Below are 22,963 nucleotides of genomic sequence, written 5' to 3' on the forward strand. Positions count from 1 at the left end.
AAAAGAGTGTTCGTCTATCGGAGGTCGGTGTAATCATATTTTTTTGAATGTCTTCAAAATTAGAATCTGAAGTGTGAGAACGCTTTGTTAGCTTCCGCCATTTTGTGCGTATCTTCTTTCTTCTTAACAGCAGCACCTTCACCTTTAGAAGCTGAAATGATTTCTCCTGCTAATTTTTCGAACATTGTTTTTTCACCACGTTTACGAGCGTATGAAATTAACCATTTCATACCCAAAGCGATTTTACGGTCTGGACGTACTTCCATAGGAACTTGGAAGTTAGCACCACCAACACGGCGTGATTTCACTTCAACAGCAGGCATAACGTTGTTCAAAGCTTTTTTCCAAGCTTCTAGTCCGCTTTCTTGTGTTTTTTGTTCTACTAATTCTACTGCATCGTAAAAAATATCGTAAGCGATAGATTTTTTACCATCTACCATCATATTGTTTACGAAACGTGTTACCTGAACGTCGTTAAACTTTGGATCAGGTAAAATGATTCTCTTTTTCGGTTTTGATTTTCTCATTTTTCTTTCCTCCGTTTAATTATTTCTTTTTACCTTTTGCTGGAGCTGCCGCTGGTTGTCCTGGTTTAGGACGCTTAGTTCCATATTTAGAACGACGTTGGTTACGACCTGCTACACCTGAAGTATCTAATGCACCACGGATGATGTGGTAACGCACACCTGGTAAATCCTTAACACGACCACCACGGATCAATACGATCGAGTGCTCTTGTAAGTTGTGACCTTCTCCAGGGATGTAAGCGTTGACCTCTTTACCGTTTGTTAAACGTACACGAGCTACTTTACGCATTGCTGAGTTTGGTTTTTTAGGGGTAGTAGTATATACACGTGTACATACACCTCTTCGCTGTGGACATGAGTCCAACGCTGGTGACTTACTCTTATCAACCAGAGCTACTCTACCTTTTCTAACTAATTGTTGAATAGTAGGCATTTACCTGTTTTTGTTTATAAATTTGATACCTAAATTATTTTAAGTTCGCAAAGATACTGATTTCGTTTTGAATATTAAATAGTTAGTGTATAAAATTTAGATTATTTTTTGGCGCTGACAAATCTCATTTCCCTGAGACGGAACCATTTCCCCTCGTGGATTGACAAGTTCACGCTGCTTCTCGTGCATTCTGTCCTTGGTCAAAATGATTTCGCCGGGGGGAAGTTTCATTTCCCCATCTGTCGGAATTGGTTCGACGCCCGTCTGTATCATTCTCCGAAGTAACGAAATGATCCAGTTCACTGTCGAAATGATTCCGCCACCTGTCTGGTCCGTTTTGTCAATAGTTTAGATGATTTCGCCGAGTGGAATTTTCATTTCCCCACATGGAAAAATGACTCCGATACTGGTTTGACTGAATCCGACATAGCGCAGAAACGATATTTTACTTGGTGAAATGGAGTAAACACAGTGCGAATGTTTCCTTTTCTGAGATGGCGTAACATCGCGCTTGGAAGTTTAGCAGTTGCTACTGGTTAATATTATGTTGTTAAATAAGGACAATAATAGTGAAGTTGTTTAGCCTTGGAGCGAAAAAAAATGAGATTTTATGTTTGACTCGTAAAAATCTTTATGGTCTTGAATACTAGTTGCTCTGTGTTTTTTCGTAAAAATATTCTTCTACTGGTTTCTGAGTATATTTATCTTTTTGCATGTTTATGCATCTTTTTGGCAGGACGTTTGTCAAACACGGGCAGATAATTAACAATAAAAACAAATTAAAGTATGCAAATTATGAAAATCAAATCGATGTATTTAATGGTATTGACGCTTGTGACTCTTGCGTTTGTGGGATGTTCAAAAGATGACGATCCGAAACCTGTGAACTTCAAAGATCATGATATTACGGCAACAATCACTGTTTCGAAAGAATTCAAAAAAGCTGAAGATGATTATTTTAATTTATCAATTAGTGGAGGGAAAGAAAATGGTACCTTCGTGGATTGGGATATAAATGGTACTAAAGTTACAGATGACATTATACAATTAGGGACGGATGATTTTGATGGAGGAAAAACAATAGTATTGAAATCATTAGAAAAGTTCCAGTTTGGTAGTTTGAAATTCGGAGGATTTGAATTCGGGAGTACTCCGTATACTGTTACTTGGAAAATCGAAGACAATGGAAAAGTAGTGGACGAAGGTAGCAAAGTGATTATTAAGGATGCCGATCCTCAATTTTTAAAAATGGTTTCATTTAACGAAGTTGATTAACAGATCTTAGTCTTTCCGTCATAACAAAAATAAAAAAGGAGAACTAGTTCTCCTTTTTTATTTTTGTGGACGCTACGACAATAACGTAAAATCTATCTGCCTTTTATCCAGATCCACTTTTTTTACGCGGATTTGAACCTCATCACCCAGCTGGAATTTCTTTTTCTTCCGCTGGCCAATAATCGCATAGTTCTTCTCGTCTAGTACATAGAAATCATCCGTGATATCACGTAAGCGTACCATACCCTCACACTTGTTCTCCTGAATCTCCACATACATACCCCATTCGGTCACACCCGATACAATACCGGTATATTCTGTGCCAATCTGATCTTGCAGGTATTCAGCCTGTTTGTATTTGATGGATGCGCGTTCCGCTTCAGCTGCCTTTTTCTCCATTTGTGAAGAGTGCTCCGACATTTTCTCGTAGTGCTCGGCATTGACCTTTGTACCACCATCCAAGTAGAATTGCAGAAGACGGTGTACCATCACATCCGGATATCGACGGATAGGGGAGGTGAAATGGGTATAATAATCAAATGCCAATCCATAATGGCTGGTTTTCTTCGTCGTATAGATTGCCTTGGCCATTGAACGTACCGCCAGGGAGGTTAGCATATTCTGTTCTTTGCTGCCTTCGATCTTGGTCATGATAGCATTGAGGGACTTCGCTGTTTCCTTGTCTGTTTTAATGGTCAACTTGTGACCAAAACGTGCTGCAAATTGCGAAAATGTAGTCAACGTCTCCGGGTTCGGAACATCGTGGTAACGGTATACAAATGTTAATTTGTTTTTACCTCGGCCTTGCTTACCGATATACTCAGCCACTTTACGGTTGGCCAACAACATAAAATCTTCGATCAACTTGTGGGCATCTTTACGTACTTTGGTATATACGCCTGTAGGTTTGCCATTCTCATCCAAGGTGAATTTAACCTCCTCACTTTCAAAAGCAATTGCACCATTCTTAAACTTACGTTCACGAAGGATATATGCCAGTTCATTCAATTTTAATAGCTCATGGCTGAAATCACCAGATTTCGTTTCGATGACTTCCTGTGCTTCCTCATAGCTAAACCGCCTGTCCGAGTGGATAATTGTACGGCCAAACCATTGATCGTGTATATTGGCTTTTTCATCCAGTTCGAATACTGCCGAAAAACAAAGTTTGTCTTCATGTGGGCGTAATGAACAGACGCCATTGGACAGGCGCTCCGGAAGCATCGGAATAACACGGTCAACCAAGTAGACCGATGTCGCACGGTTAAACGCTTCTTTATCCAACTCGGTATCCGGAATCACAAAATGCGATACGTCGGCAATATGCACACCGATCTCATAATTGCCATTCTCCAGCTTTTGGAAAGATATAGCATCGTCAAAGTCTTTGGCATCTGCAGGGTCAATCGTAAATGTCGTAACACCTCTGAAATCACGTCTTTTGGCAATCTCTTCCTTGCTGATTTTCTCTGTGATCTTATTAGCTTCTTCTTCTACCTTCTTCGGGAATTCTAATGGGAAACCAAAGTCTGCCAGGATCGCATTCATCTCGGTGTTGTTTTCTCCTTTTACCCCAAGGACATGCTTGACTGTACCTACGGGGTTTTTACTACCACTTGGCCAGTCAATGATCGAAACCACGACTTTCTCCTTGTCCTTGGCACCATTCAGGTTATCCAACGGGATAAAGATATCATGGAGCATCTTGCGATCATCGGCGATAAAAAAAGCGAAATTATTTGAGATGCTGATCGTTCCGGTAAAGTCGGTTTTGGCCCGTTGTAAGATTTCGACAACTTCTCCTTCTTTTTTGCGACCACCTTTTCGTTTCTCAAACGTATGGACTTTGACAATATCACCATGCAGGGCCTGTCTTAATTTACGGGGTGCAATATAGATATCGTTCTCAAGCTCATCGTCTGGGATGATATAGGCGGAACCGTCAGCTGTCATATCCACTTTTCCGGTCACATATACTTTAAGCTGCTTTAGATTGAATTTTCCACGCTCAACCTCGACAAATAGTCCGCTCCGGACATTGTCCTGCAAAATATCGGCAATAGCCACTTTGGAATCGTTGTCCGTGAGGTTCAGTTTGGAAGAAACTTGCTTATAATTAAGCGGTTTGTTCTCTGATTTTTCGAAAATATCGGTAATCAGCTGCGTTAATACTTCTTTATAGGGATTTTCTTTTCTTGTCTTCATTCGTGTTATTTTTTACTCATTTTGGCCTCGTGAGATGATTTGTAAGACCCTTGGTTGCATGTATATGATGACTGAATGGGCACAGACCTAATTTTTACAAGGTCATGATGTCGTCGTTAAGTACAATAAACCAATTATATACTCAATCATTGTGCCGTATGACTGTAGTTGATACAAGGTACAAAAAAAACAGCATTCAACTGTACAATAGCTGAGCTAATCGGTGCAAAATCCGATTTCCAAACTATAGACAGATCAGGGGAGAAATTGTTTTGAAACAGTATGGTATGATTTATTTTTTACAATGATTACATACGCCGAGTGCGTTTACAGCAATCGCTTCCAGGCTAAACCCAATGGGGATATTTACTTTTGGTAATGTGATTTCATCCAGGCAATAAACCGAGTTGCATATCCGGCAGATAAAATGGACATGCTGGTCATGGTGGTCATGTTCGGAACAGTTGGTCGAGCACATGGCATAGGTTGCGGTTCCGTGTAGATCAAAGATCTTATGGATAATGCCTTTTTCCTCAAAACTGGCCAGTACGCGGTACAAGGTCACACGGTCGATATCCTTGCCCAATAATTTCTCCAATTCAGGCTGGGAGATGGCCGAATCTTTTGTTGAAATAATTTCAAGTACCTTCAACCGGGGTTGGGTGACTTTTAAGCTATTCCGTTTCAGAATTTCTGGATATACGGTATTGGATTGTTCCATGGACTTCTTCGTTAAACCTTAGATCAACTACAAAAATACGGAATTTATCCACATAAGAAAACCGATAAGGTTAAGATTATTGTCATCTTCTCCTTATCGGTTTAAAACCTATACCGAAATATAGTCTATTTTATTTACCTGCAGCTTTTGCGTGGTCAGCCAAGAATGTAGCTAAACCGCTGTCTGTCAGTGGGTGTTTTAATAAAGATAAAATTGCCGATAATGGGCCTGTCATCACATCTGCTCCGATTTTAGCACAGCCTAAGATGTGCGCGCTGTGGCGCACAGAAGCGGCCAAGATCTGTGTTGGATATTGGTAGTTATCATAGATCAGACGGATGTCTTCGATCAATGCCAATCCATCAGTTGAGATATCATCCAAACGGCCAATAAAAGGAGATACATAAGTAGCACCTGCTTTTGCCGCCAATAGCGCTTGACCAGCGGTGAATACCAATGTACAGTTTGTTTTAATCCCTTTTTTGCTGAAATATTTAATTGCTTTCACACCATCTTTGATCATAGGAACTTTGACCACGATCTTGCTGTCTAGAGCTGCCAATGCTTCTCCTTCTTTGATCATTTCTTCGTAAGTAGTCGAAATAACTTCAGCACTCACGTCGCCGTCAACAATAGCACAGATTGCTTTGTAGTGGTTGATTACGTTCTCATCACCGCTGATACCTTCTTTAGCCATTAAACTTGGATTGGTCGTTACACCATCTAATACGCCTAAGTCTTGGGCTTCCTTGATTTGCTCTAGGTTCGCTGTGTCAATAAAAAATTTCATTGTATATGTTATTGAATGATAATTATTTGATTATTTTAACGTTCGAAATAATAGGTGCAAAGTTATTGATTATATTCCAGTATTACACATTGATTTCAATGAATTGCATCATTATTTTTGCAAATAACAATCTCTTCTCTTTCTTTTTTGTTATACTTTTATAGTATTATCTTTCAATATGCAGGTTTTTAGGTCTCTCCATTATAGAAACTTCCGTTTACATGTTATAGGACAAGCAATTTCCCTGATGGGAACTTGGATGCAGCGGATAGCGATCAGTTGGCTGGTGTATGAACTGACAGGTTCTGTGTTCTGGTTGGGTTTTGTTCAGTTTATTTCTTTATTGCCCTCGTTGGTATTGTCCCCTTTTATCGGAAGCTTCGTCGATAAGCACAAAAAATATAAATTGGTGTTATTGACGCAGATTGGTCTGATGATACAGGCCGGTATACTCACTTTGGTGGTTTACCTCAAGTGGGAGAGTGTCCTATGGCTCTCGGTCCTTGGTCTGATACAAGGGGTTATTAACTCCTTTGATGTGCTCGGCCGGCAGTCGTTGATGATGTATCTGGTTGGTGACCGTAAAGACTTGCCAAATGCCATTGCACTCAATTCCACCATCTTTAACGGTGCACGGATGTTGGGGCCTGCTATTGGTGGCATTCTACTCAGCACCTATGGCGAACTGGTTTGTTTTGCTTTGAATTTTATCAGTTTTGTCCCGGTTATCATTACCTTGCTAATGATGCAGGTGGATGAAACTAAAGGGCAACTCAGTAAAGGGAGCAACTGGGAAGGCTTGGTTGAAGGTTTTCGCTACCTCAAGCGTTCGCCACATATCTCCTCCTTGATTATTATTATGACATTCTCAAGTCTGATTGTTATCCCTTATACCTCGCTCTTACCGGCCATAGCAAAAGAAATGTTCCATGGGGATGAACGCACATTCTCCTGGTTTGAAAGTGCAGCTGGATTGGGAGCCATGATCGGTGCATTTAATATGGCGCGCTTGAAGTCAGGATCAAACCTGCGGTATCAGGTGATGGGGGCTGCTGCATTGATGGGATTGGCCTTGCTCTTCCTTGCTCATTCGAGCATGTTGCAGATGGCGCTCGTCTATGTAATGCTGGTTTCCTTTGCAATGATGATGCAGAACTCGAGTATTAACACTTATATTCAGACACATGCCATACCGATATACAGGGCCCGGGCGATTTCATATTATGTCATGGCCTTTCAGGGAATATTTCCGATAGGAACATTGATGATTGGATCGCTGGCCAGTTATTGTGGTCTAAGGACGACTTTATATGCCATGGGGGGATTGGGGATATTGATCGCTATCCTCTATTATACTTACCTTCGTCTGCATATTCATAAAAGGCTTTTTAAATTCTAGTATTATTAGTATTGAGATTTTGGTACAGCAAGCGGGCGGCTTACTTTACTCTTGATTTTTCGGTCGCGTAAGCGTAGTGTTTGCTTTGCGTAATCAATGACGGCGCCATAGTCGGCAAAAATATCACCCCCCAATACCCCAATGACGGGGTCAAGTTCCATTTGTCCATAAGCATAATTGATGGAACTTAGGTCCAATACTGCGGTTTTTAATTTATTGATTTGCCAGGTGCCGATCGACAAACTGGGGATTTCCATGGTAAAACTCTCCATGGAATTGGTACCGAGACCAGTTGAAAGGGTTTCTGATGGCTCCAGCAGCAATTGATCTTCCAGGAGATGGGCCATTTGGGTTTTGTCAAATACAGTTTTGGATGCTCCCGTGTCGATCACCATTTTAAAATTGCGTTCGTATAACGTTACATCAACTAGAATATGCGTTCCTTGCCCCTGAAGATCCAAGATTTGAAATGGTACTTTCGTCATATTCCCAAACATAGCCAAAAATTTAATTAAAAAAAATTTTGACGCTGGCTTATTATCTCACCTTGAAAGTAAATTTAGAGGTCTCATATATGAATAGACGGTAACGGATAGATAATCTATTCCGTTAATGGCGAACTGTAAAGTGGATTGGTCTGGTCAGGATATTACAAAAAAAGCTGTCATTTGAAAGAACAGCCTTTCTTTCATTTGCCTATACCAATTATAATGCGTTTATTTCCTTCAATACATTATTCATTGCGCGTACCGCATCGGCACTCTTACTGAATTTTTCTTTATCCTCCTCGTCCAACTGCAATGGAATAATACGGTCCCATCCTTTTTTGTTAATGATAACCGGAACGCCTAGGTTAATATCTTCTTGTCCAAATTCACCTTCGAGGTAAACGGAAGCAGTGAATAATTTACCTTGATCACGTACGATACTTTCCACAACGGCAGCGGTAGCAGCACCAGGGGCGTACCAAGCTGAAGTACCGATCAGGCTCGTTAATGTGGCCCCACCGACCATCGTCTTATGGACGATCTCTGCCTGCTCTTCGGCCGTAAGGAAGTTGCTGACCGGAATGCTGTTCCACGTGGAGTGCTTGATCAGCGGAATCATGGTGGTATCTCCATGGCCACCTATGACAATGGCGTTGAGATCCGCTGCCGAAGCGTTTAATTTTTCACTCAATTGATATTTGAAGCGTGCTGAATCCAATGTTCCTCCCATCCCGATAATCCTATTTTTAGGCAAGCCACTCGATTTGAGGGCAAGATAAGTCATCGTATCCATAGGGTTTGAAACAATGACAATAATGATATCGGGAGAGTGTTTTACTAAATTCTCTACCACTGATTTGACGATATTTGCATTTGTTCCGATCAATTCTTCACGGGTCATTCCCGGTTTACGGGGAATGCCGGAAGTAATGACAGCAACAGTGGAGCCCGCAGTCGACAGATAGTCATTGGTTACACCTTTGATTTTGGATTCAAATCCCAATAAGGCAGCCGTTTGAGCCATATCCTGCGCTTTTCCTTCCGCAAATCCTTCCTTGATATCCAATAATATAATCTCCTCGGCGACATTTCGACGGATTAAATTGTCTGCTGTAGTTGCGCCTACAGCTCCAGCACCAACAATAGTTACTTTCATATGTAAATTATTTGTTTATTATGGGCATATGGAATATCCAGTCCATTTTCACGAATGAATGCTTTTACCGTTCTTTTGCATGGATATTTCATGAGCATTAATGTGAATTAGTAAATAATGCTTGAATTTAATGAATTATTATCAGTAAATCAATCAATTTCACTGGAATAACTTGATTTTGCGCTAGAAGGGATATCCGATGGCCAAATTGAACATCAGGTTATCTTTTCGCCACTTCGAACTGCCAAAATCGATATCTTTAAATACCCAACGTTCGCCTTTTGGTAAGTAAGGGATACGGAAGGGAATCGAAAAATCCGTCCGGACAATCAGGAAAGTAAAGTCAAAACGTAAACCGGCACCACCACCTACAGCAAGTTCATTTAAAAAGTTTTTGCTGAACTTTGCTCCGGGTTTGTTGACATCTTCACGTTGCAACCAGACGTTACCGGCATCAATAAATGCTGCCCAGTGTACAAAACCCGCTAGCTTAGCACGATATTCGGTATTCAATTCCAATTTGATATCACCGGTTTGATCAGCATAAAACAGGCCATTGCTCAGTTTTTCTGGAGCCAGAGTTCCCGGACCAATAGCGCGGGCACCGAAAGCACGGATACTGTTTGGACCGCCGACATAATATTGTTTCAAATAGGGAAGGGAGCGCGAGTTTCCATAGGAATAACTCAAACCAAGGCTCACCCTTGAGGCGAGTTGTGAATTCTCCGATAACTTAAGGTAATGTCTTCCGTCACCGCTTATTTTGATATACTGAGAGAAGTATGCGTCGAATAATTTGAAGGTTTTACCTTTATTAAAATCCGCTCCTTTGATCAGACCGAGGATATTTCCCGAGAGGTCTAGATTTCCTTTGAAATAGAATGTATTCTTCAAATGCTGCTTCATCGTATTTTGGAACGTGAAGTTGTAATTTGGTCCGATTGTAAATTGGGGATCGATCGCATGCCGTAAAGCAGGAATCGTATCCATTTGCTTTTGGTAATTTTCCGAAATGCCTTTCGGCTGTACATAGGTAATTTCCAGTAAAGCCAAATCATGCTGCTTTTCTTCCGATTCTTGCCAGATGTAACCATAATCCAATGCAATGGAATTGAGGGTATATGCCTTGCGGCGGTTCAAGAATTCGTACCGGCCTTTCACATAGGTTTTGGGAATAAAACGACGCGAGGGATTGATACGCCCGAAGGGAGAGAGTATCCTCGGAAAAGTTACTGTAGCTTCCATTCCGTAGCGGTAATAACTGGAATTTAGATCCGCATTTCCCCCAGTCTGGGTTTCATATCCGCCAAAGACGTTAAAGCTCAATTGCTCAGCGCCTTTAAATGCATTGCGCAATGTCCAGTTGACGTTAACCTCTGTACCGTTGTAGACTGATGCCATTTTTCCTAAAAGCTCTACCCGCAACGATTTTTTTGGCAACGGTGTCAGATAGTAGTAGACATCCAGTGCATTGGGGACTTCCTTGCTATCGACAAAATTGTTCTTCACAAATTTCCAGCTATTTAGATTGACCAAATGACTGATGGTCTGATTGTGTGCCGTACGGTTATAGACATCCCCCGGCTTAAAGAAAATATGGTTGGCAATGACAGGCTTGCGAAAGGTTCGCCTTCGATCAATAAAATAGTAACTGCTATCAAAGAGTTCGGCATTACGCGTTGACCGTTGGTAGCCCGAACTGGTCTCTGTGTAGTTGGGGAAAATATAGATCTTATTGATTTTGGACGGGATCTTCGCTTGGGCAGGTGTTTCCTTTTTTACTGTCACATACATGTCTACCCGATTATTTCGATGTGAGCTATCGACTTCCACCAAAATATAATCCGGACTAAAATAGTAGTAGCCTTTGTTCTTAAGATCATTGTCAATACGGTCACGCTCATTCAGGATAATATCAAGACTGTAATTTTTCCCTATCTGAAGTAAGCTTTTGTCTGAAGATGAAAGGATATCCCGCCCCAATTGGCTTGTGCTATCAATGTCAAATTTGACCGATTGTATCCTATAGATCAGATTCGGTTTGGCTGTATAATTGATAGTTGCCTTTTTCTCTTCAACCAGGGTGTCTGATCTAACCTCGGCATTGAAAAAGCCAATGTTCTCCATCCGGTTACGTAGGAGATTCTCATTATATTCACGGTTGACGTCGCTCAACAGAACGGGTTCTTCTCCGATTTTCTTGAAGAATCTTTTGATCATGTTTTTATTAGCTGAATCACCGGCCATATTATTAAAATATAGCTTAAATGGGACACCCGCCAGGCGCTTATTGGGTTTGGGCATTAAGGAGGACTGGAGATAGGTCGAAAGTTTTTCCTTGTTCTCTTTTGAAATGGTGTCTGAATCTATAATGACATTGCCTTTGACATATAGGCTTTCCCCTTCTTTCAAATTCTTGGTAGAAGAGCAAGATGCTATGACCGTCGTCAGTGTCAATATTCCGATAGCAAATTTCAGTTTAGCTCGCATGATAACTCCTTTCCTCATCTTCATTTTTAATCGCAGTCGTTCTGATCGTATCTAAATTTGTTTTTGGACTCGGATTTTTTGGTGCATTCTTGCTTGAGTCCAATTCTTGTTTACGTTTTTCTTTTTCGCGTTCTTCAATACGTTTTCGATATTCGGGGCTATGGAGCATCAAACTGTCTCTAATCACTGTACGTACACTGTCCCGATAGACCGAGTCGGTTTCCATCCGTTCCACATTAAAACGTTTTCTAAACCCTTTGCTGTCGGTATCATAGTACTCTTTGAGTTTTTTTGAACTCATCCATATCTCTTTAAACTTATTATAGTCCATATTGATAATGAATCCGATACCGGTCTCTACATATTGTCCTTGAAGGGTCACCTGATATTGGTTTTTGCGATACATGCGTGCAAAATAGCGGCCATCCTGTGAAAGTTGGTAATCCAATTGAATATCACCGGCGATATTATTGGACGCCTCGCCAGGACGGGTATTGCCTTCAACCTCAAAATTTGAACCTATCGTAATTTTCAGCCGGTCGTTGAGGAGCATTTTTGAGACACCGATATTTAGATCTGTCCTTGTCTGCCCAGCACCAGTAGCATAATCCTCTTCAGATGTCAAGTTGAAATCCAATTCTACACCCGTAATCAATTCTGAAGCCAAACGATTTAACTGCCCACTCAAAAACGAGCTGATACTGTTTCTGACAATGGCTTCTGTGCCACCGCCCCCGGATAAACTTTCAAACGGATTGGTAGACATAAATCTTCCCAATACAATCAGCGAAAATACCTGTTTATTAAGTTCTGAGGGGTTTTCACGGAGGGTAGTCAGCGCATTGTTTACCTTACTGACCACTTCTTGGGATACAATAGAGTTGTTCTCATCCAAATCAATGTCAAAACCCAATTGTGGCTGGAAGAGCTTATCCGTAATTTTTAGCAACACGTTGAATGGTACACGTTGTTTATACAGATTTGCGTTTTCTGAGCCCAATTGCGTCGCAACTAGTTCCAAAGTAGGCGCTTTGGTCGTATATGCCGCTGTGATATTCAGTCGTGCATCCAAAGGGTCTCCGTTCCAGGTAATGGTACTTCCTTTTTGGAAAGTAAAATCTTTTTTCACTGGACCAAAACTAAACGAGTAACTTCCTTTGTCTACAGTAAATGTTCCCGATAAAGTAATTTTACTGCTAGCATCTATACCGGCATTTAATTCCGCCTGACCTTGGATATTAAGGGCATCCTGGGAGCCTGCATCCAGAAGAATTTTAAATTTAGCCTCTTTGTCTGTCTGCAGGTTCAGATCCACATCCATTCCTGTCAATTTGGTAACGGTCATCGAATCCAACTTGGCAAATACATTCGCACGGGTTGTATCACTCTTGTCAACAAATTCGACCACCCCTTTACGGTCAGCCATCCCTGGGTTTTCATTTGGCATGACAAAGGTGAAGTCAGTTTCGTCAAGTACTTTAATTGTTCCATCGACAACAGGCTTATCTAGATTTCCTCTGATCCGCAGATTGGAGGTAAGGTACATCTTACCATAGAACATGTCATTGTCTGTCTGGGTAGAGTTTAGCACCTCAAAATTGTCGGTATTGACGTTGAGATTAAAATCAAAATCAGTATAGGTTTTTGTATCGATCGAACCTGTTACCTTAGCGATATTTCCTTTTTTGTCTTCCAATGCAAATTTCGGGAAGCTGATCCCGCTATTATCAAAATGCACCGTCTCATCTTTTGCTTTGAAAAGGGCGTTGAGCATCGCGATGTTAAATTGAGCGTCTTTAAACTTGACATCGCCATCTATAAGCGGTTTGGAAGGGGAGCCCGTTATTTTTAGTTGACCTTCGAGGTTTCCTTTTGATTCTTTCAGATAGCCTAAACTAAATGCTTGCACAGTTTGCATGGTCAATGGCTGGATATCCAAGGTGAAATCAAGGCTCGATTCTCCTTTCGGTGGACTGATAAAATCTCCGCTTAACACAACGTTGTTGCCATTTTCGCTGATACTGATGTTTGCATTATAGGTATTTTCCTTTTCATTATTGACTTTGATATTCACGTTTCCAACGGTGTCTTTTCCGACATAGAATTTATCGATGACCAGATCCGAAACAAATACAGGGTTACTTTCTAGTCGTGATATAGTCGCTTGCCCATTGATGCCACCGCCCAGATCCATAATATCGCTTTCGAGCATTTTACTTATAGTCTCAATACGGAAATTTTTGAAGGAAATATTGACGGGCGAATTCAATACGCTGTCCTGTGAAGAGATACTCAATTCTTGTCCCTTGTTGCTCAGTACAAAGTCATTTGCCTGAATGCCCGTGCTTCCAAATTTGAGCACGTTGGCCGGATTTACCGTCCATTTGTCGTAGTTCAGCATCAGTCCGTCCTGGAGTAGGCTAAAGACGAAAGCTCCATTATCCACGCGCATATTGGCACCTAAATGATATTGTTCCTTCTCTTTCTTATCCTTGATCCATAACCCGAAATCCAGGTTATTCTGGATGACCTTACCACTGAACACCGTATTGACCAGTTCAATATTACTGACCTTGATCTTATTGATCAAAGCAGAATAATAGAGGGTGCTGTCCAGGGTATTGATATCTAAGGTAACGTTATTTATTTCTGTTCCATCATAGATTATTTTAGGGGCATCCAGTTTGGCCAATATGGTTTTGGTGGCACTATTGAACATTCCATCTAAGGTAATATCTTTCATTTCTGTCAATTCCGGAACAAAATCCTGTACAAATTTGGTACGGGTCAATTGTGCTGAAAACTCGATGCTCTGCGGTTCATATTTGGGTACGCTGACAGGTTTTCCAGGTTGATAATAAACTTGCAAAATATCCTGAACAGCATTTTGTAATTCTAGAATCTTATATTTCCCAACCAAGTGTGCATTGAAAAAAGCAGATTTTAGGAGCAGCAAATTTCTGGATGTATCCGATTTTGCAATCAGGGAAATACTGTCCAAGGAATAGTAGGCATCGTTGTAGGCAATGGACGAGTTGGTGATATGTGCCTCTCCATTCAGAAAGTTTGGATCAGCTGAAGTAAAATGACCGACCATCTTACCATGGTATTTGAAATCGTCCGCCATTAGTTTCAGATTTTTGAGGTTGATGGTATCCACCATCAGTTCAAAATCTACCTGGGGATACGTGGATTTCATATTGGCCGTGGCATCCAGTTTCAGCTTAATATTGGGATCGGGGCTCACAACCGATGCTTTGATATCTCCTTTATCTGCAGTGATATTCATATCGATATTCTGATACCGATAGCCCATGGCATCCATGCGGTTTACTTTACCATCGAAATTGGCTACAAGTTTCTTGGGATCCGTGCCATGTCCTTTTATTTTCCCTTCAAAGGAAAGAATTCCTAAGGTACTATCCATTTTCATGATCTTCCCAATATCAAAATCGCGGATGCTAACAAGAGCATCGTAGCTGGTATCTCTGCTTGCCATGCTGACTTTACCGTCAAATTTTGCCGTTCCTTTTTCGGTCACCAATGAAAGATTGGTATCAAAAGCTGTCATACCGCCTTTAAAGGTGCCTGTTAGTCCGATCGTATTCGGCAGCTCGATATTGGCTGGCAGCATGGATTTCGCAACGAGTTTTTCAATATCGGAACGTCCTGTCGTTAATTTTTTTAGATTCAGGTCCATGGACATTTTATCCACATTTGGCAATCCTTTGAGTCGCATACTAGCGATTACCCGCGTATTGGATAGGGTCTGGAAATCAATATTAGGAATATTGAGGTCGTTTAACTTGCCTATCACACGTCCATCAATATTGAACTTTTTGTCCATCAAGGGTTTCATGACCTGCATCGTGTCGAGGAAAGGAGCAAAGTAATAAATGTCGCGCATATCGACATGGCTCTTTTTAAGCGTCGCATTCACATAGATCAGTTCCGGTTTTTTGGTAATGATATCCAGGGAAGGGTAAGTTACTTTGAAGTAATCCCGAATAAGTGTACGCGGTGTTTCCGCGTAGAGGTTTTTAATTTCTGCTCCTGTATTTGTATACTTGAAGTCACCTTTGAGCTGTTTGATGACCAAGCCTGAGTGATCGGATGCGGTCAGCTCATTCAGTGACCCACTAATGGAGTCCGCACTGTAATATAAGTCGGTTAGATTTGTTTTTATCCCCGGAATTTTAATATTGAAGTAATCAAAGCCTTTCATGCGTGCCTGATTATCATCTCTGTAGACCAGACTTGTATTATTGATACTGATATCCTTGGCAGAGACAACCCACTTGATTTTTGTGGTATCTGCTGTCGTGCTGCCTTTGGGCGGAGTTTTCCTAGGTACCTTTCCAAAGAGTACCTCGTTATCGGCGCCATCAAGTTGGATGGTTTGAAGGTCGACAATCTCTTTGTTTAAATCAATTTTGTTGATATCAGCCCGAAGATTCTTTATATTAAACTTGGTTTTCAGCGTAGTGGATTCATCCTCATACCGAACAAGGATATTGGCCAGCTCGGCGATCTGTATCCCTACATCCGGAAGGAGGGTCGTTGTTTGCGCCGTCTTGTCCGTAATCCCGAAATCTTCGACCGATGGAGCAGCACCTTCAGCGACCGGCTTCCATTGTTTTACGCTCGCATTCAAACCGTCTATTTTTACCTTCGGTAGGTTGAAGGCCATGTTTTTGGTCAGGTCAAATTTTTTAATATTGGTATTTAGCGTGCCCAGATACACATCAGCGCTTGTTCCAATAACATCGTCAGCATAAACGATATGAAATTTATCAAGCTTTACTTTGTCCAGGTTAAAAACGAGGGCAGAAGTGGTATCTGCGGTAGCTTTACTTTCCTTTTCGGAGGCAAATGCTTTGACGATATAATCAAAATTAAAGGAACTGTCAGGTAATGTTCTTCGAATTTTTGTAGTGATCCCTTCCGCTTCGATACTTTGGATTTCTACGGTATTTTTCAGAAGTTTGAGCATGTTGATGTCCACAGCAATGCTTTTTCCGGCAACGAGTGTATCCTTGCTCTGATCCCCCATATAGATATCTTGTAACACTAACTTTTTCGGAAAATCAATATTGATGTAACCGATTTTAACTGGAGTGCCTATTTTCCCTTCGACATAATGCGTTACTTTTCCGGCAATATAGTTTTGAACGGCGGGTATCCGGATTAAGAATACGATTAAAATAACCAGCGCAATTATTACTCCAATAATCCACAATATTGTTTTGAATGCAATTCGGGTAAATCTGTTCAACGTATAATTTGATTTAAGTATCTAATAATAAAAATTAAAACGGAAAAAAGTTTGCAAAGTTTTTCAGATATTAACTTATATCACTGCTTTTTCAGCAAACTAAGATAAATTTGCTTGTATATGCAAGTTAATTGTGCTCACATGGACAAGCAAATTTTACTAATTCCCCACTTGTGCCTAAAAATCTTGTCAAAGAGGAGTATTATATAAAACACATCAAATAATTGACCAAACCATTTTTGGAGTATAAACTTTTCTGTTTTTTAATTTTATGTTAACAAAAGCAAATGATTTCTATCCATCTGTACAAAGATAGCTGTTTACCTTTGAGAATCTTTCGCTTCTATTAGGAAGAACAAGACAACTACGCCATAAGTTTTTTGTATTTTCCCCAATTTTCAAATACCACCCATAGCCAAATGATGAATAGTACAGCCCAGATCACCAATCCCTGTTGGCTATAAAAAACCATATTATGCGTAAAAATACCAATTAGTATCGGCAGGATAACCAGTGCACCGACAGTTCTTGTCTTAGGGAGGAGAAATAACAAGCCACCGATGATTTCGATGACACCGACAAGGGGCAATAACCATTTTATCGTGCCGAAAGCTTCAAACACCTTTTGCATATCCATGTCCATTGGTGGGATAGGCATATAATGAAGGATTTTATCTAGGCCTGCATTCATAAAAAGTAAGCCAAACAAAACACAAACGATATTCTTTAGGATTTTCATGATCGTAAATTTTAGAGGTCGACTTAGTTGACAGTAATCGTTGTGGGTGGTTCTGCAGGACCATCCTTTTTATCCTCTTCTTTCTTTTCGCTGTTGCGCTCTACTGTGATTGTACATTCAGTGAGCAGGGCTGCCACGGCGCCAATTGCGGCAAATACAGGTGCCAAGATCAATCCGATCGCACCAACAGTAATCGGAAAACTCATGATTTCTTTACCATGCTTGTCCGAAATACTAATTTTATTTACATTACCCTCTGCAATGATTTCTTTGATCTTTTGTAAGAGGTTTTCTCCGTTGATTTGAAATGTTTCCTTGAATCCCATAATGATATAATTTAAGTTCGTTCTTATAAAGTTATTCATTTTTTTATAGGAATCCTTATAAAGTTAAAAATCAGCAAGGGGCTAGCCTGTAAAAAATAGTATGATTCTAACGAGCCATTAACAGAAGGGAAAGTGGACATCAAAAAAAGTCCCGCGGAGGTCGCGGGACTTTGAAAAATTAGGATATTATGTTTTTAACGTAAAGTCGTTAAGCTTTCTTGAAGGATCTTAATTTTAGTCTCTGCGTCTGCTTTTTTACTTTTTTCGTTTTCAACGATTTCAGGTTTTGCATTTTGTACAAAGCGTTCGTTTGAAAGTTTCTTATCAACAGATACCAAGAATCCCTTTAGATATTCCAACTCTTTTTCGATACGTTCACGCTCAGCATCGACGTCAATATTGTTCTCCAATAGCACATAACATTCATCTTTACCAGCCAGGAAACTTGTCGCACCGGCGACTTTCTCTGTAACGAATGTGACTGCCTCGAGGTTGGCAATTTTTGTGATGATCGCAATGTATTGCGCAAGATCAATATCAGATTGTTGGTTAATCGCCAGAGGTAATGCTACTTTTGGAGAAAGACCTTTTAAGTTGCGAATGTTACGCACTTCAGAAATAATTTGTTGCGCTACCGCAAAATCTTTGATCAGCTGCTCATCAAACGTGTTTGTTGTTGGAAATTCAGCGACGATGATGCAGTCTTTCTCGTCTTTAACGCCGAATAGTTCATCATGCCAAAGTTCTTCCGTTAAGAAAGGCATAAATGGATGTACCAAAGTCAATATGCGTTGAAAGAAAGATTTTACCGTTTCTAAGGTTTCCGAGGCGATAGGAGAACCGTAAGCCGGTTTGACCAGTTCGAGATACCAGGCACAAAAATCATCCCATACTAATTTGTAGGTTGTCATCAAGGCATCCGATAAACGGTAGTGCTTGAAGTTTTCTTCAATCTCCACCAATGCCTGGTTGAACCGTGCATCAAACCAGGATGCCGAAATTTTATCGGATTCCGAAGCCGGAGCATCCACAACTTCCAGCCCTTTTACCAAACGGAAAGCATTCCAGATTTTATTGGCAAAATTACGGCCTTGTACACAAAGCTCGACATCAAAAGGTAAGTCATTTCCGGCAGGAGCCGTCAATAGCATTCCCATGCGTGTTGCATCAGCTCCATATTCATTCATCAGATCAATAGGATCAGGCGAATTACCTAAAGATTTTGACATCTTACGGCCTTGCTTGTCCCGGACAATACCAGTGAAATAAACATTTTCAAAAGGTAATTGTCCACGGAATTCATAACCAGATACGATCATACGTGCCACCCAGAAGAAAATAATATCTGGTGCAGTGACCAAATCTTGTGTAGGGTAGTAGTAGTTAATTTCTTTATTTTCAGGATCGTTAATGCCGTTGAAGACAGAAATTGGCCATAACCAAGCTGAAAACCAAGTATCAAGGACATCTTCATCCTGGCGTAAATCTGCAAGCGTTAGATTGGCATTGTTCGACTTTTGTTGGGCCAGTGAAAGTGCTTCCTCGGCAGTTTGCGCAACGACAAAATCGTCGTTACCGTCACCATAGAAGTACGCTGGTATTTGATGCCCCCACCACAATTGTCTTGAAATGTTCCAGTCTGTCACATTTTCCATCCAGTTGCGGTAGCTATTTTTGAATTTAGTCGGATGGAATTTAATCGTATCGTCCATGACATTATCCAAGGCAGGCTTTGCCAGGTCTTCCATTTTTAGAAACCATTGATTAGAAATCTTCGGTTCAATAACCGCACCAGTTCTTTCTGATGTTCCGACATTATTGCTGTAGTTCTCTACTTTTTCCAATAATCCTTTTTCTTCAAGTTCCTTTTCGATCTCTTTACGTACCTTGAAGCGATCCATACCGGCATAATGTAGGCCATTGTCATTCAATTTTGCTTCATCGGTAAAGATATCCACGAATTCCAAATCATGCTTTTTGCCAAGTTCGTAGTCATTGACATCGTGAGCCGGAGTAACTTTGAGGCAGCCGGTACCAAATTCCAAATCAACATATTCATCTTCAATGATATTCACTTTACGCCCGACGATAGGTACAATCACTTGTTTTCCTTTTAACCAGGTGTAACGCGTGTCATTTGGATTGATACATACAGCAGTATCACCAAAGATTGTTTCAGGACGTGTTGTTGCAACAACAATATATTTGTCTGATCCCTCGACTTGATATTTTAGATGGTATAATTTACCGTTCTTTTCTTTGTAAACAACTTCTTCATCGGAAATATTGGTTTTTGCTTCCGGATCCCAGTTGACCATGCGGTAACCACGGTAGATTAACCCCTTATTATATAGATTGACAAATACACGGATCACTGATTGATACAATTCAGGATCCATTGTAAAACGGGTACGGTCCCAATCACATGAGGCTCCAAGTTTTTCGAGCTGCTTTAGAATAATACCACCATATTTCTCTTTCCATTCCCAGGCATGCTTCAAAAAATCCTCACGCGATAATGATCTTTTGTCAATACCTTGCTCCTTTAACATAGCGACGACTTTGGCTTCAGTAGCGATGGAAGCGTGATCGGTCCCAGGTACCCAACAAGCGTTTTTACCCTGCATCCGCGCGCGACGGATCAAAACGTCTTGAATGGTATTATTCAGCATATGACCCATGTGCAATACGCCAGTGACATTCGGTGGTGGCATTACAATCGTATAAGGTTCACGTTCGTCAGGAGTAGATCGGAAAAATCCGTTCGCTTTCCAATAGCTGTACCATTTTTCTTCAGCTTCTTTTGGATTGTAAGTTTTCGCTATGCTCATTTTAAATTTTATATTCAAATTTTTAAGGAATACAAAAGTAAGGAATTCTATGTTATTTTCCTTGTTATCATTGATCTTGTTATTGATTGTAGATCAAAGACCAAGGATAAGGGTTGAAGGATCAACGTTAAGGATCAATGATTAAAGATCAGAGCTGAAGAATAAAGGAAAAACAATTAGAGATCAGAGCTAAAGGATGAAAAGGGGCAAGCATTAGAGATCGAAGAGAATGTACAAAGAGTCAAAAATTAAAAAGACGGAACCATTCAAATAAGCCGAAAGCTTGTACTAGTAGATCTCAATACTCACTACTAACTACTCAATACGCAAACCTTAATACTTTTTTAATCTTTTCTTCATATTACTAACCATTTAGCATGAAATTAATGTAAATTTGCCTGTTTTATTTTTACACGAAAGAATGCAACGATTTGCGAACGAACTTAGGGCATTAACACAATATTTTTTGTTTTGGCTAATCATCTGTTTTATAGATAGATTTATTTTTATTTTTGCTTTTTTTGAGAAGATCGGAACGGGGCATTTCACCGAAATTTTTAGAATTTATTTTCATGGACTAAGCCTTGATTTTTCGGCAGTATCCTATATCTGCGCTCTTCCATTTCTTATTTATTGTATACTGGGATTTTTTCCAAAGGTTCGGCCAAAACGTACCATCCTTGATATTTATACGATTAGTGTACTCGTTTTGTTTTTTGTGACGAGTTTTATCAATGTCAATATCTATCGCGAATGGGGGGATAAAATATCGAAACGGGCTATAGATGCTTTCCTTGCCTCGCCTTCGGGCGCTGTTGCCTCAGCGGAGTCAACGCCCGTATTTCTGCCAATCTTGAGCATGTTGGTGGGGATTTTTTGCGGATATTTTCTCTATCGTTGGATGTTCAAAAAAGTCTATTTTTATAATGTTAAGTCGCCAATTGGAAACTTTCTGAAACTAGCATTAGGTGTTTTCGTACTCTTCACTTTTATTCGCGGGGGATATGGCCGTGCGACATTAAACCCAAGTAAGGCTTACTATTCTGAAGTTACTTTTTATAATCACGCGGCTGTGAATACCCAATGGGCGCTTTTGCGCGACTTTTTTACCAAAAGCACAAAGTTGAAAAGTCCTTATGATTTCTATGGCTCGGACGAACAAACTATTCGAGCGCATCTGAAGCCGGTTTTTCAGAGCCAGCCCGATTCGACTGTCGAGGTATTATCTACCACTCGGCCCAATGTCGTGATTATTATGTTGGAAAGTTTCGTAGGTGATCTCATTCAATCTTTGGGCGGCGAGAAGGCGGTTACACCACATATGGAGGAATTGATCAAGGGTGGAATCTTGTTTGATCACATCTACTCTGCTGCTGATCGTTCGGATAAAGGAATGGTTGCTATCCTGAGTGGATTCCCTGCGCAGGGACCGGAAAGTATCATTAAATATATTGACAAACATGAAAATATGCCTGCAATTGGCCAAGAATTCGACCATGCAGGCTATGAAACTTCGTTTTACCATGGCGGGCAAAGTGAATTTTATAATTTCAAGTCTTATATGCTCACGCACGGTATCTCCAAAGTAGTTGATAACGCCAATTTTGGACTCGATGCTGAACGCGCTTCCTGGGGGGTGTACGATCATGTGGTATTCAATCAGATGATCAAAGATTTTAGTAAGGAAAAACAGCCTTTCTTTTCCACTATTTTCACGCTGATCAATCATGAACCGTTTGAACTAAAACACGGTTATAAATTCGGAAGTACCAACAATGCTGACAAGTTCCGAAGTACGGCAAATTACACGGACTCGGTTGTTTTTGATTTTATCAGTAAAGCCAAGAAAGAGGCTTGGTATAAAAATACACTTTTTGTAATTGTAGCCGATCATGGTCATCGTCTGCCATCGGAAAAATGGGAACTGTACCATCCGAATAGATTCCATATTCCCTTGATCTTTTTTGGGGATGTCATCAAACCTGAATACCGTGGAAAAATCTTCAATCGGATCGGTAATCAAACGGATTTGGCAACAACACTATTGACACAGCTCAAGCTTCCGACCAATAGATATCATTGGAGTCGTGATTTATTTAATCCGACGACTCCACAGATCGCTTTCTATAATTCCAAAGATGCCTTTGGCGCAATCACACCCGAGCAGGCGGTATCTTTTGATAATGTTGGCCGAATCATCAATTATAGATCCAATAAAGACTATCCTGCGGCCAAAACGGACAGTATCTTGAATATTGCCAAAGCGTACTACCAGCAGGTCTATCGTGAATTTCTAAAATATTAACCC

16 protein-coding genes are annotated in these 22,963 nt (G+C 40.5%); 3 read left to right on the forward strand and 13 right to left on the reverse strand.

What is annotated here, in order from left to right; genetic code table 11:
- Window positions 1-59: 59 nt before the first annotated feature.
- The 3 genes from rpsG to HPC41_RS23935 form a co-directional block, all read right to left on the reverse strand.
- Entirely contained in the window at window positions 60-527 is a 468-nt protein-coding gene (rpsG, locus tag HPC41_RS23925) for a 30S ribosomal protein S7 (RefSeq protein WP_172396610.1), read from the reverse strand.
- Between the two features lie 19 nt (window positions 528-546).
- Entirely contained in the window at window positions 547-960 is a 414-nt protein-coding gene (gene rpsL / locus HPC41_RS23930; protein ID WP_108636809.1) for a 30S ribosomal protein S12, read from the reverse strand.
- Window positions 961-1,056: 96 nt separating this feature from the next.
- The gene (locus HPC41_RS23935) at window positions 1,057-1,233 is read right to left on the reverse strand and encodes a hypothetical protein (protein ID WP_172396611.1); all 177 of its coding nucleotides are present in this window, start codon (window positions 1,231-1,233) and stop codon (window positions 1,057-1,059) included.
- 522 nt (window positions 1,234-1,755) lie between these two features.
- On the opposite strand from HPC41_RS23935, the gene HPC41_RS23940 reads away from it, so the two are divergent.
- The gene (locus HPC41_RS23940) at window positions 1,756-2,235 is read left to right on the forward strand and encodes a hypothetical protein (RefSeq protein WP_172396612.1); all 480 of its coding nucleotides are present in this window, start codon (window positions 1,756-1,758) and stop codon (window positions 2,233-2,235) included.
- A gap of 72 nt (window positions 2,236-2,307) precedes the next feature.
- On the opposite strand, the gene rnr is transcribed toward HPC41_RS23940, so the two are convergent.
- The 3 genes from rnr to fsa all read right to left on the reverse strand — a co-directional run bounded on the left by rnr (window position 2,308) and on the right by fsa (window position 5,951).
- Complete coding sequence (gene rnr, locus HPC41_RS23945; RefSeq protein WP_172396613.1) at window positions 2,308-4,440, reverse strand: ribonuclease R; 2,133 nt, start codon at window positions 4,438-4,440, stop codon at window positions 2,308-2,310.
- 292 nt (window positions 4,441-4,732) lie between these two features.
- Window positions 4,733-5,161 (reverse strand): Fur family transcriptional regulator, encoded by a 429-nt coding sequence (locus tag HPC41_RS23950; protein WP_172396614.1) that lies wholly within the window; start codon window positions 5,159-5,161, stop codon window positions 4,733-4,735.
- Between the two features lie 130 nt (window positions 5,162-5,291).
- Window positions 5,292-5,951: a fructose-6-phosphate aldolase gene (fsa, locus tag HPC41_RS23955; RefSeq protein ID WP_121126753.1), complete on the reverse strand. Its 660-nt coding sequence runs from the start codon at window positions 5,949-5,951 to the stop codon at window positions 5,292-5,294.
- 178 nt (window positions 5,952-6,129) lie between these two features.
- Between fsa and HPC41_RS23960 the strand changes: the two genes are divergently transcribed.
- The gene (locus HPC41_RS23960) at window positions 6,130-7,350 is read left to right on the forward strand and encodes an MFS transporter (RefSeq protein ID WP_172396615.1); all 1,221 of its coding nucleotides are present in this window, start codon (window positions 6,130-6,132) and stop codon (window positions 7,348-7,350) included.
- 5 nt (window positions 7,351-7,355) lie between these two features.
- Here the strand turns inward: HPC41_RS23960 and HPC41_RS23965 are convergent, their stop codons facing one another.
- From HPC41_RS23965 to HPC41_RS23995, 7 genes are all read right to left on the reverse strand, one after another.
- A complete protein-coding gene (locus HPC41_RS23965) occupies window positions 7,356-7,847 on the reverse strand; it encodes a retropepsin-like aspartic protease (RefSeq protein ID WP_246251029.1) in 492 nt (163 codons plus the stop codon).
- A gap of 208 nt (window positions 7,848-8,055) precedes the next feature.
- Window positions 8,056-8,994 (reverse strand): malate dehydrogenase, encoded by a 939-nt coding sequence (locus HPC41_RS23970; RefSeq protein WP_172396616.1) that lies wholly within the window; start codon window positions 8,992-8,994, stop codon window positions 8,056-8,058.
- Window positions 8,995-9,177: 183 nt separating this feature from the next.
- The gene (gene tamL, locus HPC41_RS23975) at window positions 9,178-11,508 is read right to left on the reverse strand and encodes a translocation and assembly module lipoprotein TamL (RefSeq protein WP_172396617.1); all 2,331 of its coding nucleotides are present in this window, start codon (window positions 11,506-11,508) and stop codon (window positions 9,178-9,180) included.
- Window positions 11,474-16,759, reverse strand: a complete 5,286-nt coding sequence (locus tag HPC41_RS23980) for a translocation/assembly module TamB domain-containing protein (protein ID WP_172396618.1) — start codon at window positions 16,757-16,759, stop codon at window positions 11,474-11,476. Before HPC41_RS23980 ends, tamL begins: the two co-directional genes overlap by 35 nt.
- A gap of 364 nt (window positions 16,760-17,123) precedes the next feature.
- Entirely contained in the window at window positions 17,124-17,498 is a 375-nt protein-coding gene (locus HPC41_RS23985) for a MauE/DoxX family redox-associated membrane protein (protein ID WP_172396619.1), read from the reverse strand.
- A gap of 23 nt (window positions 17,499-17,521) precedes the next feature.
- Window positions 17,522-17,824: a DUF4342 domain-containing protein gene (locus HPC41_RS23990; RefSeq protein WP_172396620.1), complete on the reverse strand. Its 303-nt coding sequence runs from the start codon at window positions 17,822-17,824 to the stop codon at window positions 17,522-17,524.
- Window positions 17,825-18,018: 194 nt separating this feature from the next.
- A complete protein-coding gene (locus HPC41_RS23995) occupies window positions 18,019-20,655 on the reverse strand; it encodes a valine--tRNA ligase (protein WP_172396621.1) in 2,637 nt (878 codons plus the stop codon).
- 421 nt (window positions 20,656-21,076) lie between these two features.
- Between HPC41_RS23995 and HPC41_RS24000 the strand changes: the two genes are divergently transcribed.
- A complete protein-coding gene (locus HPC41_RS24000; RefSeq protein WP_172396622.1) occupies window positions 21,077-22,960 on the forward strand; it encodes an LTA synthase family protein in 1,884 nt (627 codons plus the stop codon).
- Window positions 22,961-22,963 lie beyond the last annotated feature (3 nt).

It is taken from the genome of Sphingobacterium prati, from assembly GCF_013167215.1.
In the GTDB taxonomy this organism is placed as follows: Bacteria; Bacteroidota; Bacteroidia; order Sphingobacteriales; family Sphingobacteriaceae; genus Sphingobacterium; species Sphingobacterium prati.

Excerpts from the sequence above, each read along its gene's own strand:
- rpsG (WP_172396610.1), bottom strand. The coding sequence starts at position 527 with ATGAGAAAATCAAAACCGAAAAAGAGAATCATTTTACCTGATCCAAAG.
- rpsL (WP_108636809.1), bottom strand. The coding sequence starts at position 960 with ATGCCTACTATTCAACAATTAGTTAGAAAAGGTAGAGTAGCTCTGGTT.
- HPC41_RS23935 (WP_172396611.1), bottom strand. The coding sequence starts at position 1,233 with ATGATACAGACGGGCGTCGAACCAATTCCGACAGATGGGGAAATGAAA.
- HPC41_RS23940 (WP_172396612.1), top strand. The coding sequence starts at position 1,756 with ATGAAAATCAAATCGATGTATTTAATGGTATTGACGCTTGTGACTCTT.
- rnr (WP_172396613.1), bottom strand. The coding sequence starts at position 4,440 with ATGAAGACAAGAAAAGAAAATCCCTATAAAGAAGTATTAACGCAGCTG.
- HPC41_RS23950 (WP_172396614.1), bottom strand. The coding sequence starts at position 5,161 with ATGGAACAATCCAATACCGTATATCCAGAAATTCTGAAACGGAATAGC.
- fsa (WP_121126753.1), bottom strand. The coding sequence starts at position 5,951 with ATGAAATTTTTTATTGACACAGCGAACCTAGAGCAAATCAAGGAAGCC.
- HPC41_RS23960 (WP_172396615.1), top strand. The coding sequence starts at position 6,130 with ATGCAGGTTTTTAGGTCTCTCCATTATAGAAACTTCCGTTTACATGTT.
- HPC41_RS23965 (WP_246251029.1), bottom strand. The coding sequence starts at position 7,847 with ATGTTTGGGAATATGACGAAAGTACCATTTCAAATCTTGGATCTTCAG.
- HPC41_RS23970 (WP_172396616.1), bottom strand. The coding sequence starts at position 8,994 with ATGAAAGTAACTATTGTTGGTGCTGGAGCTGTAGGCGCAACTACAGCA.
- tamL (WP_172396617.1), bottom strand. The coding sequence starts at position 11,508 with ATGAAGATGAGGAAAGGAGTTATCATGCGAGCTAAACTGAAATTTGCT.
- HPC41_RS23985 (WP_172396619.1), bottom strand. The coding sequence starts at position 17,498 with ATGAAAATCCTAAAGAATATCGTTTGTGTTTTGTTTGGCTTACTTTTT.
- HPC41_RS23990 (WP_172396620.1), bottom strand. The coding sequence starts at position 17,824 with ATGGGATTCAAGGAAACATTTCAAATCAACGGAGAAAACCTCTTACAA.
- HPC41_RS23995 (WP_172396621.1), bottom strand. The coding sequence starts at position 20,655 with ATGAGCATAGCGAAAACTTACAATCCAAAAGAAGCTGAAGAAAAATGG.
- HPC41_RS24000 (WP_172396622.1), top strand. The coding sequence starts at position 21,077 with ATGCAACGATTTGCGAACGAACTTAGGGCATTAACACAATATTTTTTG.